Source organism: Streptomyces lydicus (assembly GCF_004125265.1).
In the GTDB taxonomy this organism is placed as follows: Bacteria; Actinomycetota; Actinomycetes; order Streptomycetales; family Streptomycetaceae; genus Streptomyces; species Streptomyces lydicus_C.
Map to the genome: position 1 here is coordinate 3,777,703 of NZ_RDTE01000003.1, position 16,883 is coordinate 3,794,585.

General features: G+C 69.9%; 13 protein-coding genes. 5 read left to right on the plus strand and 8 right to left on the minus strand.

Annotated elements, in window-relative coordinates:
• Window positions 1-172 precede the first annotated feature (172 nt).
• Entirely contained in the window at window positions 173-1,990 is a 1,818-nt protein-coding gene (locus tag D9V36_RS18920; RefSeq protein ID WP_129294826.1) for a bifunctional metallophosphatase/5'-nucleotidase, read from the plus strand.
• Between the two features lie 79 nt (window positions 1,991-2,069).
• Here D9V36_RS18920 and D9V36_RS18925 read toward each other — a convergent pair whose 3' ends face one another.
• A complete protein-coding gene (locus tag D9V36_RS18925) occupies window positions 2,070-2,828 on the minus strand; it encodes a MerR family transcriptional regulator (RefSeq protein WP_129294827.1) in 759 nt (252 codons plus the stop codon).
• 291 nt (window positions 2,829-3,119) lie between these two features.
• Between D9V36_RS18925 and D9V36_RS18930 the strand changes: the two genes are divergently transcribed.
• Window positions 3,120-3,662, plus strand: coding sequence for a hypothetical protein (locus D9V36_RS18930; RefSeq protein WP_129294828.1), 543 nt, complete (start codon window positions 3,120-3,122; stop codon window positions 3,660-3,662).
• Window positions 3,663-3,722: 60 nt separating this feature from the next.
• Here D9V36_RS18930 and D9V36_RS18935 read toward each other — a convergent pair whose 3' ends face one another.
• Entirely contained in the window at window positions 3,723-4,604 is an 882-nt protein-coding gene (locus tag D9V36_RS18935; RefSeq protein WP_241720932.1) for an SDR family oxidoreductase, read from the minus strand.
• 352 nt (window positions 4,605-4,956) lie between these two features.
• Here D9V36_RS18935 and D9V36_RS18940 point away from each other — a divergent pair, with 352 nt between their 5' ends.
• Window positions 4,957-6,348: an LmeA family phospholipid-binding protein gene (locus tag D9V36_RS18940; protein WP_129294829.1), complete on the plus strand. Its 1,392-nt coding sequence runs from the start codon at window positions 4,957-4,959 to the stop codon at window positions 6,346-6,348.
• Window positions 6,349-6,468: 120 nt separating this feature from the next.
• On the opposite strand, the gene D9V36_RS18945 is transcribed toward D9V36_RS18940, so the two are convergent.
• The 5 genes from D9V36_RS18945 to D9V36_RS18965 form a co-directional block, all read right to left on the minus strand.
• Window positions 6,469-7,965 carry a HAMP domain-containing sensor histidine kinase gene (locus D9V36_RS18945; RefSeq protein ID WP_129294830.1) on the minus strand — a complete coding sequence of 499 codons (1,497 nt, stop codon included), beginning with the start codon at window positions 7,963-7,965 and terminating at the stop codon, window positions 6,469-6,471.
• Window positions 7,962-8,699 (minus strand): response regulator transcription factor, encoded by a 738-nt coding sequence (locus D9V36_RS18950; protein WP_129294831.1) that lies wholly within the window; start codon window positions 8,697-8,699, stop codon window positions 7,962-7,964. The genes D9V36_RS18945 and D9V36_RS18950 overlap by 4 nt, the downstream gene beginning before the upstream one ends.
• A gap of 219 nt (window positions 8,700-8,918) precedes the next feature.
• Window positions 8,919-10,007, minus strand: a complete 1,089-nt coding sequence (locus tag D9V36_RS18955; RefSeq protein ID WP_129294832.1) for a S1C family serine protease — start codon at window positions 10,005-10,007, stop codon at window positions 8,919-8,921.
• A 115-nt stretch (window positions 10,008-10,122) separates the two neighbouring features.
• Window positions 10,123-11,148 (minus strand): LacI family DNA-binding transcriptional regulator, encoded by a 1,026-nt coding sequence (locus D9V36_RS18960; RefSeq protein ID WP_129294833.1) that lies wholly within the window; start codon window positions 11,146-11,148, stop codon window positions 10,123-10,125.
• Between the two features lie 105 nt (window positions 11,149-11,253).
• Window positions 11,254-12,108 carry a response regulator transcription factor gene (locus tag D9V36_RS18965; protein WP_129294834.1) on the minus strand — a complete coding sequence of 285 codons (855 nt, stop codon included), beginning with the start codon at window positions 12,106-12,108 and terminating at the stop codon, window positions 11,254-11,256.
• A gap of 936 nt (window positions 12,109-13,044) precedes the next feature.
• Here D9V36_RS18965 and D9V36_RS18970 point away from each other — a divergent pair.
• Window positions 13,045-13,863, plus strand: a complete 819-nt coding sequence (locus D9V36_RS18970) for a barstar family protein (RefSeq protein ID WP_129294835.1) — start codon at window positions 13,045-13,047, stop codon at window positions 13,861-13,863.
• 87 nt (window positions 13,864-13,950) lie between these two features.
• Complete coding sequence (locus D9V36_RS18975; RefSeq protein WP_129294836.1) at window positions 13,951-14,454, plus strand: DUF1877 family protein; 504 nt, start codon at window positions 13,951-13,953, stop codon at window positions 14,452-14,454.
• Window positions 14,455-14,910: 456 nt separating this feature from the next.
• Here D9V36_RS18975 and D9V36_RS18980 read toward each other — a convergent pair whose 3' ends face one another.
• Window positions 14,911-16,806: an ABC transporter ATP-binding protein gene (locus tag D9V36_RS18980; RefSeq protein WP_206739836.1), complete on the minus strand. Its 1,896-nt coding sequence runs from the start codon at window positions 16,804-16,806 to the stop codon at window positions 14,911-14,913.
• Between the last annotated feature and the right edge of the window lie 77 nt (window positions 16,807-16,883).

Sequence of the window (16,883 nt, forward strand, 5' to 3'; positions counted from 1 at the left end):
GCCACCGCCTCCCCCCAGGGGCACCCTCCACGTTCCCCCGCCTTCTCCCCGTCCTCCCCGGCACCGGATCGTCACCCGCGCGGCAACCAGCTCGTCACCCGGCAACCCCTGTTGCACTACGCGCGTCGACAATAAGCTGCCGTCCGCTCAGGACCATCCAGGAGGGGAACACATGCCAGCGACACCGCAACGGAGCCGCGCCCTGCGAAGATTGACGATCGGCGCCGCCGTACTGGCCGCCGCCGGGCTCACCGCCACCGCCCTGCCCGCCGGGGCCGACACCGGACACGCCGGCCACGCCGCCCGCACCGACCGCACCGTCGATGTGCAGCTGCTCTCCTTCAACGACTTCCACGGCAATCTCGAACCGCCGCAGGGCTCCTCCGGCACGGTCGAGGAGGCCCAGCCGGACGGCAGCAAGAAGAGCATCCCGGCGGGCGGCGCGGAGTACCTGGCGCAGTCCCTGCGGACGGCCCGTAAGGGCCACCCCTACTCGGTCACCGCCGCGGCCGGCGACCTGGTCGGGGCCAGCCCGCTGCTGTCCGGGCTGTTCCACGACGAGCCGACCATCGAGGCGATGAACAAGCTGGGCCTCGACGTCACCTCGGTCGGCAACCACGAATTCGACGAGGGCCGGGCCGAGTTGACCCGCCTCCAGAAGGGCGGCTGCCACCCCAAGGACGGCTGCTACGAGAAGGGCAAGAAGTTCCGGGGCGCGGACTTCCCCTACCTCGCCGCCAATGTCACGGACGAGAAGACCGGCAAGCCGCTGCTCAAGCCGTACACCGTCTGGAAGCACAAGGGCGTCAGGATCGGCTTCATCGGGGTGACGCTGGAGGGCACCCCGGACATCGTCAGCGCCAACGGCGTCAAGGGCCTGAAGTTCCACGACGAGGTCGAGACGATCAACAAGTACGCCAAGGTGCTGAACAAGCAGGGCGTGAAGTCGATCGTCGCGCTCATCCACGAGGGCGGCCTGCCCGCCTCCACCTCCTACAACTACCACTGCGACAGCCCAGGCCCCGGCGACGGCATCTCCGGCCCGATCACCGACATCGCCAAGCACGTCACCCCGGCGGTCGACGCGCTGGTCACCGGCCACACCCACCAGGCGTACGCCTGCACCATCCCGGACCCGTCCGGCCGGCCGCGCACCGTCACCTCCGCCGCGTCCTACGGCAAGCTCTACACCGACACCACGCTGACCTACGACCGCCGCACCCGCGACATCGTGCGGACCAGCGTCAAGGCACCCGGCGCGGTCAACCACGTCGTCGACCGCACCCAGCCCAAGGCCGCGGACATGACGTCGCTGATCACCCGCTGGAACAAGCTGGCCGCACCGGTCGCGGCCCGCCCCGTCGGCCATATCTCCGCCGATATCGCGGGCCGCGGCGCCGGCGCCCCCGAGTCACCGCTCGGCGATGTCATCGCCGACGCCCAGCTGGAAGCCACCAAGGCGGACGGCAAGGGCGGTGCCCAGCTCGCCCTGATGAACCCCGGCGGGGTGCGCTCCGACCTCGCCTTCAAGGCGTCCGGCTCGGAGGGCGACGGGGTCGTCACCTACGGGGAGGCCTTCACCGTCCAGCCCTTCACCAACATGATGAACGTCGTCGACCTCACCGGCGCCCAGCTCCTCACCGCACTCCAGCAGCAGGTCAGCGGCCCCAACGAGGCCTCCCCGAAAATCCTCCAGATCTCCCGGGGCCTCACCTACACCCTCGACATGACCAAGAAGGGCGCCGACCGCGTCGTCAAGGACTCCGTCAAGCTGAACGGCGCCGCCCTCGACCCCGCCAAGACCTACCGCGTCGCGATGAACGAGTTCCTGGCCGGCGGCGGTGACGGCTTCGCCGCCTTCAAGGACGGCAAGAACAAGTACGTCGGCCCCTCCGACCTCGACGCCTTCACCGGCTACCTGACCGCCCACTCCTCGGCCGACACCCCCCTCACCCCGCCGAAGGCGGACCGGATCACGGTCGTGAAGTAAACCGCGACCGCAACATCCGGCCGGTTCACACCGCGGGGCCGCCGCCGCGGGCCGTTCCCGTGGCGGCGGCCCGGTTCGCTCAGCTCAGCCGGGTCGTGGCGTACGCCAGGATGGCGTCCCGCTGGTAGGCGGCCAGGCCCGGCGCGATCGACTCGTACGCCGCGCGCCACGGCTCGTTCTCCACGCAGGAACGTCCCAACGCGCGGTACTCCTCGGTGGATACGGCGCGGATCCCGGTGAGTGCCCGGTACTGGGCGTCGATCTCGGCCTGCACGGGTTCGGCGTCGGCCGGGGTGCCCGCGGCCATCAGCTCGGCCAGCCGGATCATCTGGGCCGTGCGCTCGCGCTGTCCGGCCTCGATCTCGGTGTCGCTCAGCTTCGCGTTGTGCCGGTCGATCGCCTCGGCCAGCTCGGGGAAGTCGTGCAGGGTCGCCTGGTACTGGGCGGGCTGGATTCCCTCGAAGAGGTTCTCCGGTCGGTTGATGGTCATGGGTCTGCCGTCCCTCCTGGAATGCTCCAGTTCGGTGATCGTGCGGGCGACGGTGCCGGCCAGGGCATCGAGCCGGTCGCGCTCGGCGAGCAGGCGGCGGTGGTGGCCCCGCAGGGCCTCCACCTCGTCGACCTGCGAGGCCAGAACCCTGCCGATCTCGGGCAGCCCCAGGCCCAGCGCCCGCAGTACGAGGAGCTGCTGCAAGCGCAGCAGCTCGCCTTCCTCGTAGTAGCGGTGGCCGTTGGTACCGATCCAGGCGGGCGGCAGCAGACCGATCTCGTCGTAGTGCCGCAGTGTCCGAGCCGTCACACCCGACATCCGGGCGACCTCCGCGGTCGGCCAGGCCATCGCCGCCTCCCTCACGAGTGCTTCACCGGGCCGGTGTTTCCGGCCCTGGTCAGGACGGTAGGAGCTTCCGCTGCGGCAGTTTCAAGCCCCCGCACCGCGGGATGCTGCCCTCGACCAGCGCGAGTACGCCGGCAGACCGGCACACCAGTCTTTCGGCCTGCGACTTCACGTTGGCGGGGGCTCGGTCATCAAGACTCCTCCCAGGGCAAGTTGGGGGCTCCGCCCTACGGGGGAAGCGGGCAAGCCCCGAGAAGGACGCCTGCCCGCCGCGGTGTTCGTAGCGTTCGGGGCATGACTTCTGTGCGGAGTACGGCTTCGGCGGGACCGGCGGTCGCGGTGCGGTGCCTGCACCGGCGCGCGGCGTTCTGGGCGTATGCCAGCTTTGGCTGGCTGGCGGTCTCGTTCGTCTGGCATCTGTGGATGGGCATCGACTACCGGTCGGCGATGGGCCGGCAGGTCACCGCCCCCGTGTGGGTATTCCTCGCATACGACGGGCTGATCACCGCGATGTCGGCGGCGGGGGCCGTGCTCGCCCTGGCGGCCGTACGGCCATGGGGCCGCCGCCTTCCCCCGTGGACGGTGTGGCTGCCGCTGCGGTTCGGGGCGGTCCTGCTGGTCGTACGGGGTGTGCCGGGGCTCGTCGAAGACCTCACCATGGTCACCGGGCTGACCCCCTACGGGCTGCTGGGGCTCGCGGAGCGGCCGGCCGACCTGTCGTCCGGGACGTTCTGGACGGACATGGCGATCAATGGGTACTTCTTCGCGGGCGCGGTGGTGATGGCGCCGCTGACCGTGCTCCACCGAAGGCTCCTGCGGGCCGCCGAAAGCCGCTAGGGGGTGTCTCCCCCTAGGGGTGTTGTCCGGGGCCGCCGGGGGCACCGGCGGCCCGCCCGTTCAGGAGAAGTCGGCGGCATGATCCTGCGCCCACCGGGCGAACGTCCGACCCGGGTGGCCGGTGAGCCGTTCGACGGCGTCCGAGACGGGGAAGAGCGGTGCATCGACCGTCCGGCCGAACATCCGGACGAGTTCCATTGCGTCCTCCTTGGTCAGGAAGCGCCCGGACATCGCCTCGGCCGCCTCGTCCTCGGAGATCTGCTCGACCCGGACGTCCTTGCCGGTCGCCCGCCCGATCTCGGCGATCTGCTGGGCGAGGGTCATCTGCTCCGGGCCGGTGACGGCATATGCCTTGCCAAGGTGTGCGCCGCTGCGGTCCAGCAGGGCGACGGCCGCGACATCGGCGAGGTCGGCCTCGTGGACGGGGGCGCCCTGGGCATCCGGGTGTGCCTCGCGCACCACTCCTGTTCCGCGGACCGACGGGGCCCAGGCAAGGGCGTTGGTGGCGTAGTTGCCGCCGCGGACAAAGGTCCACTCCAGACCGGATTCGCGTACCGCGCGCTCCAGGGCGGCGTGCATCCGGGAGATGAAATGCGCGTCGTCGTCCGGGGTATCGGACACCGCCATCGAGGAGTTGAGAACCACTCGGCGGACCCCGGCCCTGACGGCGGCGTCGAGTACGGCCACCGCGGCCCGCTCGCCGCCGGCCGCGAGATTGAGGAACAGCGCATCGGCGCCGGCCAGCAGCGGTGTGAGGTCGTCGGTGCCGGTGAGGTCGGCGCGGACCGTTTTGGCCCCGGCCGGCAGCGCGGCGCGCGCCGGATCGCGGGTCAGCGCGCGTACGGCGGCGCCCTCGGCGAGGAGCCGGCCGACGAGGCTGCGGCCGATATTGCCGGTTGCCCCGGTAACGACGATCATGGAACGGCCTTCGTGAGAGGTCATGGGACGACTGCTCCTCTTCGGTTTGTCGGTCGAATGCGTCGAATGGACTGAGGGAACTGAGGGAGCGGGAGGAGTCGGAGAAGGTGCGTCACGGCGGACACAGTCGATACGGGGATACGACAGATACGGCGGTTACGGCGGTTACGGCGACTGCGGCGGCTGCGGCGGAGAGGGCGACGGATCCTGACAAGGCGCACGCTGTCGGTCAGGTCACCAAGAGGTGTGACGGTAGTTCAGGTCGCCCCACAAGCGCGGCAAATTTTTATCAAGACCGGCGGGACAACCCTCGCGTATCCGACTTACTGCCGGTACAACTTGCGTTCAAGGGTCCCGACCGTGGTCAGATGTACGAATGCGAACCCCCACACGCATACCTTCACCTTCGCCCACGCCCGTCAGCCGGCCGCACTCCGACACCGCCGCGACGGGCGACCCGGACGGCCCCACGGGCGACACCAGAAAGCTCGACATGGTCAACCCGTACGCGGATCTGGCGGCCCTTGCCGACCCGGAGCCGGAGCTTGAACCGGAGTGGGGATCCGGCTCGTTGGACGACGACGCGCCCCGCCGCCGCACGTACCTCAACGAACGCGACGACAGCGACGACCCGCTGGGCCTCGGACTGCGCTCGGACGACGAGACGGACAGCGAGGCTTGGAAGCCGCCGAACCACCGCCGCAAGAAGCGCGGCCTCAGCCGGTTCGCCGCCATACCGCTCGCCCTGAAGCTGCTGGTCGCCGTCCTCGTCGGCACCTCCTTCCTCGGGCTCTTCGACCGGTTCGCGGTGCTGTACGCGCAGAACAAGACCGCGGAAAAGGTGAAGGATGCGCTGCATCTGAACGCCACTCCCGAGGTCGATATCGAGGGATTCCCGTTCCTCACCCAGGTCATGGACAAGCATGTCGACCAGGTGAAGGTCACCATTCCCGACCTGGCCGCCGACCGGGTTTCGCTGGCGAAATTCGAGGCCACCGCCAAGGACGTCCGTATCGACGGCGATCTGCCCAGCTCCATCAAGGGCGCCACGATCGGCACCATGCACGGCAGCGTGCTGCTGGCCTTCGACGACATGAACCGCGAACTCGGCGCCTCGCAGGTGAAATTCAGCGAAATGGGCCCGAATTCCGTCCGCGCGGTCGGTCAACTGCCGGTCGCCGGACACGATTTGCGGGTACGGGCCGAGGCACGCATTCAGCGGGCCGGTGACCGCGGTATCTCCACCGACATCAGCCGGATGCGCCTGGACATCGGTGACATCGCCGTCTACCGCCCCGGCACCGGCAAGGAGGAGGGCCTGCGGCTGACCCGCAAGACCGCCGCCGAGCTCAGCCGGCAGGCCGCCAAGGTCAAGGCGATGCTCAGCATCCCGGCGATCGTGGACCGGATCGGCATCCCCAAGGCGTACATCCAGGAAGCGCTGCAGAACGAGGAGAAGCTGCACGAGCTGACCGGGTCGCCGCGCTTCGTCCAGAACCTGATGAAGGTCAACCTCGTCGATGTGGTCGCGGACCACCCCTGGCTGCTGCAGAAGGTGGGCATCGACCCGAAGATCCTCGGCACGCTGACCGGGCTCACCAAGCCGCAGCTCGCGGACCGGCTGTCGCTGTCCTTCCAGCTCCCCAAGACGCCCGGGAACGTCCGGCTGCGGCATATCTCGGTCGAGCGGGACGGCATCCGCGCCGACCTTTCGGGGTCGAACCTGCCGTTCGGGGACGCGGCGAAGAAGCCGGGAGAGAAGAAGTAGAGAAGTAAGGGCCCATCGCTCCGGCAGGGGTGGGCAGTAGTGGGGGCGGCGTCTTGGGGGACGCCGCCCCCACTGCGTTCCCGGGACGCCGCCCCTACCGCGCTCCCCGGACGCCCGCCCTTACTGCGCCCCCGGCGGCGGCCCCTGCGGCCTCGGCGGCTCCGGTATCCCCGGCGGCGGCGTCGCGGCGCCCGGCAGCGTCAGTACCGCCTCCGTGCCGCCGAGGTCCGCGGACCGCAGCCGTACCGCGCCGCCCGCCTGCTCCGCCGTACGCGCCACGATCGACAGGCCCAGGCCGCTGCCCGGCAGGCTGCGGGCGGACGGCGAGCGCCAGAACCGCTCGAAGACATGCGGCAGTTCGTCCGGCGGAATGCCCGGTCCGTGATCGCGCACGGTCAGCTCGCCGTCCGCCAGCCGGACCTCGACGGTGCCGCCGGGCGGGCTGAACTTCACCGCGTTGTCCAGCAGGTTCACCACCGCCCGCTCCAGCGCAGCCGGCTCGCCCCGTACGTACCAGGGGGCGAGGTCCGCCGCGATGGTCAGGGACGGGCCGCGCAGCCGGGCCCGCTGCAGACCGGAGTCGACGACCTCGTGCAGCGCCACGACCTCGATGGCGCTCTGCCCCGGCGCCGGGGGCCGCGACAGCTCCTGCAGATCGCCGATCAGCGCCGCCAGCTCCCCCATCTGCGCCTTCACCGAGGCCAGCAGCGCCGCCTTGTCGGCCGCCGGGATCGGCCGGCCCGCCTGCTCGCTGCGCACCAGCAAGTCGATATTGGTACGCAGCGAGGTCAGCGGCGTACGCAGCTCATGGCCCGCATCCGCGATCAGCTGCTGCTGGAGATCGCGGGAGGCGGCCAGCGCGGCGGTCATGGCGTTGAAGGAGCGGGAGAGCCGGGCGATCTCGTCCTCGCCGTCGGCCGGGATGCGGATGGTCAGGTCCTGGGTGCGGGCGACATGCTCGACGGCGCCGGTCAGCCGGTCCACCGGCTTGAGACCGGAGCGCGCGATGACCAGGCCCGCCGTTCCCGCGCCGATGACACCCAGCCCCGCGACGGCCGCCAGCAGCAGCGCCAGGCGGTTCAGCGCGCTGTCGACCTCGGACAGCGGGCGGGAGATGGACACCGCGAACTGCACACCCTGGACACCGATGTGCTTGGTCAGCACCCGGACGTCCGCGCCGTCGGTGGTGACGGCGTCGTGCAGGGTGTCGCGCTGCACGCCCTGCGCCACGGCGACGTCCGAGCGCTGCACCTGCACGGGCTGGGAGTTGGGCCCGATGCAGCGTGAGCCGTCGACCTGGACGATCTGGACGTTGAAGTACGAGGGCGGGGCGTTCTTGCTCTCGGTCGGGTCGGTGGGCCGGCATTCGGTATAGGTCTCCTGCAGGTATCCCGCGGCGATGCCGACGTTCTGCAGCGAGTTGTCCACCTCGTCACGCAGCTGGGCCCGGGTGAGCAGCCAGCAGGCCAGCGCGGAGACGGCCACCGCCACCGCCACCGCGGCCGCGGTGAGCAGGGTCAGCCGCGAGCGCAACGGCAACCGGGCGATCCGGGCGCCGAGCCGGCTGTGGGCAAACCCCGTGCCCTGTGCTCCGTGCGCGGGGGCCGGCCCGGTCATTCCGCGCCACCGTCCGCCCGCAGGACGTAGCCGACCCCCCGCACGGTGTGCACCAGCCGCGGCTCGCCGCCCGCTTCCGTCTTGCGGCGCAGATACATCACGTACACATCGAGGGAGTTGGAGGTGGGCTCGAAGTCGAAGCCCCATACGGCCTTCAGGATCTGCTCACGGGTGAGGACCTGCCGTGGGTGCGCGAGGAACATCTCCAGCAGGGTGAATTCGGTACGGGTCAGCTCGACCTGCCGGCTGCCCCGGGTCACCTCGCGGGTCGCCAGGTCCATCCGCAGATCGCCCAGGCTCAGCGTCTCGCCCTCCTCGGGCGGGGCGCCGGCCTCTGCCGCGTACGAGCTGCGGCGCAGCAGCGCACGGATCCGGGCCAGCAGCTCGTCCAGCTCGAAGGGCTTGACGAGGTAGTCGTCGGCGCCGGCGTCCAGCCCCGTGACGCGGTCGCCGACGGTGTCGCGGGCGGTCAGCATCAGGATCGGCACCCGCACCCCGCTCGCCCGCAGCCTGCGGGCGGCGGTCAGCCCGTCCATCCGGGGCATCAGGACGTCCAGCACGACCAGTTCGGGGTCGAAGGCCGCGACCTTCTCGACCGCGTCCAGACCGTCGACGGCCTGCTCGGTGATGTACCCCTCGAAGACCAGCGAGCGCTGCAGGGCCTCCCGGACCGCGGGCTCGTCGTCGACGATCAGGATGCGGGCGGGATGATCACCGTGCTCGGCGGGGCTCATGCGTGACTACCTCGGGTGGGAAACGGAACGGCTGGTGCTCAAGCCTTGCACGGCACGGGCCGTCTGACAGGGGGAGACGCGAGAGGGGCGTCGGCGTCCCGGGCGGCATCCGGGGAGTCCCGTACAGGGGCTGGGAAGGGGCTGGGGCGCGCCGGTGGCACACGCCGGCGGTCGCCGGGGCGCTTCCCGGCGACCGCTGGGGGAAAGGAAGGGGCGTGGTCAGACGCCGCTGTTGCTGCCACCGCTCCCGCCGTCACGCAGTGCGTCCAGATCGTCCTTGACGGTGTTGATCGGGATGGCGAAGCCGAGGCCGATGCTGCCCGCCGTGCTGCTGCTCGCCGAACTCGGCGAGTACATCGCGGAGTTGATGCCGATGATCTGCCCCTGCATATTGATCAGGGCGCCACCGGAGTTGCCCGGGTTGAGCGAGGCGTCGGTCTGTATGGCCTTGTACGAGGTCTTCGACGAGCCGGTGTCGCCGTTGTAGTGGTTGCCGCCGAACTCGAACGGCCAGCCACCGCCGCCGTCCGGCCCGCCCTGGCCCTGACCCTGACCCTGACCCTGACCCTGATCCTGCCCCTGGCCGTCCTCCTTGGGAACGGTGACATCCCGGTTGAGGGCGGAGACGATACCGCTGGTCACGGACCCGGTCAGGCCCTCGGGCGAGCCGATCGCCACCACCTGGTCGCCGACCGTGATCTTGTCGGAGTCGCCGAGCGAGGCCGCGGTCAGGCCCTTGGCGCCGCGCACCTTGATCAGCGCCAGGTCCTTGCCGGGGTCGGTGCCGACGACCTCGGCCGTCTTCCGGCTGCCGTCACTGAAGGTGACGGCCACCGTGCGGGCCCCCGCCACCACATGGTTGTTGGTGACGATCTCGCCGCCACTGGTGACGACCACACCGGAACCGGTGGACTCACCGCTCCCGGTCCGCGCCTTGATCTCCACGATCGCCGGGCTGACCGCCTTGGCCACCCCCGAGACGCCGCTGCCACTGGACTTGCCCGCGTTGACCAGCGGTGTGGAGGGACCGCTCTGTGCCGCCTGGGTGGTGGCACCGGCGATCAGTGCCGCACTGCCACCCCCGATGAGACCGGAGACGAGGGCCACCGCCGCGATCAGCGCGACCGGCCGACGGGCCCGGCGCCGCGGCTCGGGTGCGTACCCGGGCGGCGGGGGGAACGTCTGCTCCCCCGCGCCAGGGGCGCAGGGGCCCGCTGCATGGCCGTGCTGCCGACCGTAGTGGTCGCTGTACCCGGACGGCCCGTCCTGGGGCATCTCATCGCCGCTGCGGCGGTAGCTCTCGGTCATGTGGACAACTCTTCCGCCGGTCCATGAGAACGGCCTGAGAACGCCCTGAGAGACCCGACAGAAGCGGGTATGACCGATATAAAGACGCCCGGATCAGCGGCGTGTATCGGCCCGTTCAGCCGCCGCAGCCACAGGACCGCCGCACCACCAGCCGCGACGGGAACTGCCGCAGCCGCTCCCGCCGGGAACCGACGATCCGCAGCCCGTCGTCGAGCACCAGATCCACCGCCGCGCGCGCCATCGCCTGGCGGTCCGAGGCCACCGTGGTCAGCGGCGGATCGGTCAGTCCGGCTTCCTTCACATCGTCGAAGCCCGCGACCGCCAGCTCGCCGGGCACATCGATCCGCAGCTCGCGGGCGGCCCGCAGCACCCCGATCGCCTGGTCGTCGGTCGCGCACATGATGGCCGGCGGCCGGTCCGGACCCGCCAGCAGCTTCAGCGCGACCTGGTAGGCGTCGTAGCGGTTGTACGGCGCCTGGAAGTAGCGGCCGTCCGTGGACTTCCCGGACTCCAGCATGGCCCGCCGCCAGCCCTCGACGTGATCGGTGACCGGGTCGCCGGACTTCGGGGTCTCCTCCGTGCCGCCGAGGAAGGCGACATAGGGATGGCCGTGCTCCAGCAGATGCCGGGTCGCCAGCTGCGCGCCCCAGACGTCGTCGGTCATCACCGCGACATCGTCGATGGCGTCCGGCCGGCGGTGCAGCAGCACCACCCGGGCGTCCCAGGCGTCGATCTCGGCGGCGGCGTGCTCACTGGGCCCCTGGCTGATCAGGATCAGCCCGGACACCCGCATCCCGAGGAAGGCGCGCAGATAGTGCACCTCGCGCTCGTCGACATAGTTGGCGTTGCCGACCAGGACCATCTTTCCGCGCTCGGCGGCGGCCTGTTCGACGGCGTGCGCCATCTCCGCGAAGAACGGCTGCCGGGTGTCCGGCACGATCAGGCCTATGAGGTCGGTACGGCGGGACGCCATCGCCTGCGCGACCCGGTCCGGCCGGTAGCCGAGTTCCTGGATGGCGGCGAGCACCCGCTCGCGCGTGGCCGGAGCGACCGGCCGTGGTCCGTTGTTGATGACATAGCTGACAACGGCGGTCGAGGTACCCGCCAGTCTTGCCACGTCATCCCGCGTCACCTTGGCCACGCGCGGCAGTCTACGCGGGTGGTGCAAGGGTGTGTGCGGCAGTTCTCCGCGGGCTCACGGGTCTGCGCCGCACCACTCCCCTACCGTCCCCTACCTGACTGTCCCCTACCTGCGTCCGGCCCGTACGCCGTGGGGTTCCGCGCCGGCGGTGGCCGCCTTCCCGGAGCCGTCACCGTCCTCGGGCGCGCGGCGCTCGGCCGGCGCCGCGTCCGGGGCGGGCTTCGCCGCCTTCGCCGCGTCGTCCTTGGCCTTGGCCTCCTTGGCCTTGGCCTCCGCCGCCCGCTCCACCTTCTCCGGCGTCACAAAGCGGTAGCCGACGTTGCGGACCGTGCCGATCAGCGATTCGTGTTCGGGGCCGAGCTTGGCGCGCAGCCGGCGGACATGGACGTCGACCGTCCGCGTACCGCCGAAGTAGTCGTAGCCCCACACCTCCTGCAGGAGCTGAGCACGGGTGAACACCCGGCCCGGGTGCTGCGCCAGGTACTTCAGCAGCTCGAACTCCTTGAAGGTCAGGTCCAGGACCCGCCCCTTCAGCTTCGCGCTGTAGGTCGCCTCGTCCACCGAGAGGTCGCCGTTACGGATCTCCATCGGGCTGTCGTCGGTGGTGATCTGCTGGCGGCCCATCGCCAGCCGCAGCCGCGCCTCGACCTCTGCGGGGCCCGCGGTGTCCAGCAGTACGTCGTCGATCCCCCAGTCCGCGCTGACGGCGGCGAGTCCGCCCTCCGTCACGACCAGGACCAGCGGACAGCCGGGTCCCGTGGACCGCAGCAGCTGGCACAGCGACCGTACGTGTGGAAGATCGCGGCGGCCGTCGATCAGTATGACGTCGGCACCTGGGGTGTCGATGAGAGCCGGGCCTTCGGCGGGAGCCACCCGGACGCTGTGCAGCAACAGGCCGAGCGCAGGAAGCACCTCCGTCGACGGCTGGAGTGCGTTGGTCAGCAGCAGAAGTGAACTCACCTCCGACCACCTACCCGCATCTCGGCGTGTTCCATCCTCTGCTGCGTGCGGTCCTGCCTGCTTCGCTCGCCCATGACGTCTGGTTCCTCCTCGGTCCCTGCGACGGGGCTCCCGGCCTCGGCCGGGGGAGTCTGCGGCACTGCTTCGTACGGTCCTGACAGCCGCGGCTCACGTGGCTGAAAGCACAAAAGGACCCGGGGGCAACGCTGCCCGGATCCTTCTTGCCCAGCAGAATAGCTCACGTGACCCCCCGACCGGAGGCGGAGTTTGCAGCTTTTTGTGTTTCTCCGGTCACTTCGGGTGGTCGGCGGGCCGCTGTGTTGACCGCCGTCGGCGGTCGTTTTCCGGGGGTCCCGTACCCCTGGTCGGCCCCCGCCTGAAGGGGATCCGGCCTTCTCGGCCGGGGCGCTGCGGACCGGCCCCGCGCGGGGCTCGCCGACGCGGCGAGGGGGCGCGCAATTCTTCTGCGTCCGTCCCACGATGTGGACTGGCTTCCCACGTTTTCGGCTTGCCCTCCGTGGGCTTCTCGCCGTTGCTCCCCCACTGCCTAAAGGGCGTGGGAGGTACCCCCAGCGGCGGGCCAGGTCCGCTGCGCGGGGCTGTGGGTGCGGTGACGGACCTCCGGGGCCTGGTGTGTGGACTGCTTCGCTTTACGCTCCGCCTTTGCTCTTTTCGGAGCCTTCGGAAGCAAAGCCCCCACACCAGGCCCCTCCGGCCCGTCCCCTCCCGTGGGGAGTAAGTGAAGGTCGGTGGGGGCGGGCCACGGTTGTAGCCGTGCGTGCTTCTCTGCACTTCGCTCTCACGGGTGAAGGCGGTTATGTGACTCGTCAAAGGGTCTCTGAGATGGGTGAGATGGGATCAGGGGTCGCGACGGCGCCGGCGACCGCCCGGCAAGTCGCCGGGCGTCGGTAAGATCAGCGCTCTCATGGGGGTGCGATGCGAACATCAGGGCGGAGCAGCGAGGGGCAGAAGTACGCCCTGACCTCGGACGAGGACGACAGCGACTTCTGGGGCTTTGCTCACGAGGCTGAGGGGTTCTTCACGCCTCTGCCGGACGCGGAGGGCGCACGCCGAGTGCACCTCGAAGGTTGCCTCCTGCAGGGTGGCCTACTGAAGAGCGTCGACCATGTCGGTAGTCGTCGCGCCATGGCGGGGAACGCCTGGTTCGACCTCCTCGACGGCGACGGTGCCACCATGGGGTCCTACTTCGTCAACGAGGTCACAGTCATTGGCGTCAAGCCCTCCGCCCGTGGAGTCGGCCTCGTCGACCTCACGGTGACGCTGTGGTGTGAGAACGCCTTGCCCGGAGCGGAACGAGCGTGGGGCCTGGTCCGCACTGGTCACCTGAACCGCACCGGAATGTGGCACGAACTCGCACCCGAGGACAGACACGCGTGGCTTTCGGTGGCCCTGTGGTCCCGGGAGTACCAACGCCAGGGGAGGCCCGATGCGCCCGCAGGCCAGGCGTTCACCTTGGATGGCCGGCACATCATCGACAGGGACAGCTTCTACTGCGCGATCGGTGAGGCCATCAACGGACCCGGCGGATACTTCGGCTGGAACCTGGGCGCTCTGGACGACTGTCTGAGGGGCGGCTGGGGCGCCGCTACTCCGTTCACCTTGCACTGGGATTCCTCGGCTGAAGCCAGAGCACGGTTGGCAGAGCACGTGCCCACCGAGGATGGCGACATTGCGCTGTTCGACCTGGTCCTGGACATCTTCAATGAGCGGGGCGTAAGCGTCGTCCTCCGGTGAGTGACTGCGCCAGGACCGGTGGTCTATGCGGCAGGCAAGACAGAAAACGCTGCCCTGTTCCAAGCCTCGCCGGTGATACTCCGGTGCATGGCCTTGACCCAGCAGCTCGCGCGCGTGTCCCAGCGATACCTCGAACAGTGCCGTGAAGAGGCCAGGATCTCGCCGGTCGGAGATCCCCAGTGGGATCCGCCTGCAGACGACACTCTGGACCTGGACTGGGCGATCTGGGAGCTGCTGTGGTTCTACCAGCGCATGCAACCCGACGCGCGCCAGATTCCCGTTCTTCAGCGCGCCATCAACGGCGACTCCGACAGCATCGTCTCTTTCCTCAATCATTCTGCGGTTTACGACGGCTTCGACGCCCCTCCGACCCTGCTCACCCCGGCAGCAGTGGGTCAAGTAGCTGGAGAGCTGGCCACCATGGACATCGGCCCTCTGCTGGAGACACTCCCTGCTTACCGCGAAGCTGGCGGATTCTCCCGGTTCATCGGAGATCCCCGGACTTACCTCGTCGACCACTTCACTCTGCTTCGGAGGTTCTACAGCGCCGCCAGCGAGCGAGGCATGGCAGTGGTGACCTGGGTCGACTGAAGAAGCTCCCAGCTCAGTAGGAGAGGCAGGGCGCATCGATCAACGAGGGGCGTTGGTGCAGATAACTGTGCAGCACCTACTGGTCATTCCGGGTGGCCCGTTATTCGTCTGAATCACCAGGTGCACCGGACCACCCAGGTCCACCCCCACCGGCCTTTTCCCCACCCCTCAACGGGAGGGGACGGGCCGGAGCGGGTGGGGTGCCGGGCTTTGCTTCCGAAGGCCCAAACAAAGGAGCAAAGGCGGAGCGCAGCGGAGCGTAAAGCGAAGCAGTCCGGCACCCCACCCGCGGAGGACCGTCACCGCACCCCGACAGCCCCGCGCAGCGGACCTGGCCCGCCGCTGGGGGTACCTCCCACGCCCTTTAGGCAGTGGGGGAGCAACGGCGAGCGCACCGCGCCAGCGGGCGACAAACGGCGAGCAACCCCCACGGCGGGAAAGCCAAAAACGTGGGAATCAGCCCGCAATCGCCTCGGCGAACTGCGCCGCGTACAGGCGCGCATACGCGCCATTGGCGGCCAACAGGGCCTCGTGCGGCCCCTGTTCAACTATCGCCCCGTCCTCCATCACCAGGATGACGTCCGCGTCGCGGATCGTGGAGAGGCGGTGGGCGATGACGAAGCTGGTGCGGCCGGTGCGGAGTTGGGCCATGGCGTGCTGGATGAGGACTTCGGTGCGGGTGTCGACCGAGCTGGTGGCCTCGTCGAGGACGAGGATCGCGGGTTCGGCGAGGAAGGCGCGGGCGATGGTGATCAGCTGCTTCTCGCCGACGGAGACATTGCTGCCCTCGTCGTCGAGGACCGTGTCGTAGCCGTCCGGCAGGGTGCGGACGAAGCGGTCGACGTGGGTGGCGCGGGCGGCTGCCACGATCTTGTCCATGGGGGTGCCCGCGGGGGCTCCGTAGGCGATGTTCTCGGCGATCGTGCCGCCGAAGAGCCAGGTGTCCTGGAGGACCATGCCGATCTGCGCGCGCAGCTCCTCGCGGGACATCGCGGCGATGTCGGTGCCGTCGAGGGTGATCCGGCCGCCGCGCACCTCGTAGAAGCGCATCAGGAGGTTGACGAGGGTGGTCTTGCCGGCGCCGGTCGGGCCGACGATCGCCACTGTCTGGCCGGGGTGGACGGCCAGCGACAGGTCCTCGATGAGCGGCTTGTCCTCCGCGTAACGGAAGGAGACGTCCTCGAACGCGACCCGGCCCTCGATGCGGTCGGGACGGGCCGGCCGCTCGGGGTCGGGGACCTGCTCGTCGGCGTCGAGGAGTTCGAAGACCCGCTCGGCGGAGGCGACACCGGACTGGACGAGGTTGGCCATCGAGGCGACCTGGGCGAGCGGCTGGCTGAACTGCCGGGAGTACTGGATGAAGGCCTGGACGTCGCCGATGGACAGGGCGCCGGAGGCGACGCGGAGGCCGCCGACCACGGCCACCAGGACGTAGTTGAGGTTGCCGATGAACATCATCGCGGGCTGGATGATCCCGGAGATGAACTGGGCCTTGAACCCGGCGGCGTACAGGGCCTCGTTCTGTTCGCGGAACAGCTCGGCGGACTCCCGCTGGCGGCCGAAGACCTTCACCAGGCTGTGGCCGGTGTACATCTCCTCGATGTGCGCGTTGAGCTTGCCGGTGGTCTTCCACTGCTGGACGAACTGCGGCTGGGCGCGCTTGCCGACCTTGGTGGCGACGACGACCGAGACCGGGACCGTGACCAGGGCGACCAGCGCCAGCAGCCAGGAGATCCAGAACATCACGACCAGCACCCCGACGATGGTCAGCAGCGAGGCCACGATCTGGCTGAGGGTCTGCTGCAGCGTCTGCTGGATGTTGTCGATGTCGTTGGTCGCCCGGGAGAGGACTTCACCGCGCTGCTGCCGGTCGAAGTAGCTCAGCGGCAGCCGCGCCAGCTTCTCCTCGACCTGTTCGCGCAGGCGGAAGACCGTGCGCTGGACGACACGGGTGGCGATCCTGGCCTGGACGAAGCCGAACAGCGAGGCACCCACGTAGATCAGGGTGACCCAGAGCAGGATCCGGCCGACGGCTCCGAAGTCGATGCCGTGGCCGGGGACGACCGGCATCGCGGCGATCATGTCGGCGAGACCGCCCTGGCCGTGGGCGCGCAGCTGGTCCGCGGCCTGGGCCTTGGTGAGGCCGCCGGGCAGTTGGCGGCCGATGATGCCGGACATGATCAGGTCGGTGGCGTGGCCGAGGACCTTGGGGCCCACGACCGTGAGCGTCACGCTCAGTACGCCCAGCGCCAGCGCGACGGAGATGACGGCGCGCTCGGGCCGCATCTGGGCCAGCAGCCGTTTGCCGGAGCCCTTGAAGTCCATCGACTTCTCGGCGGGCTGGCCGCCCATCATCCGGCCGGGCCCGACCGCGGGGGCCGGGCCTCGTCTCGGGGCCGCCTGAGGTGTCTCCCCGGTGGCCGCCGGGG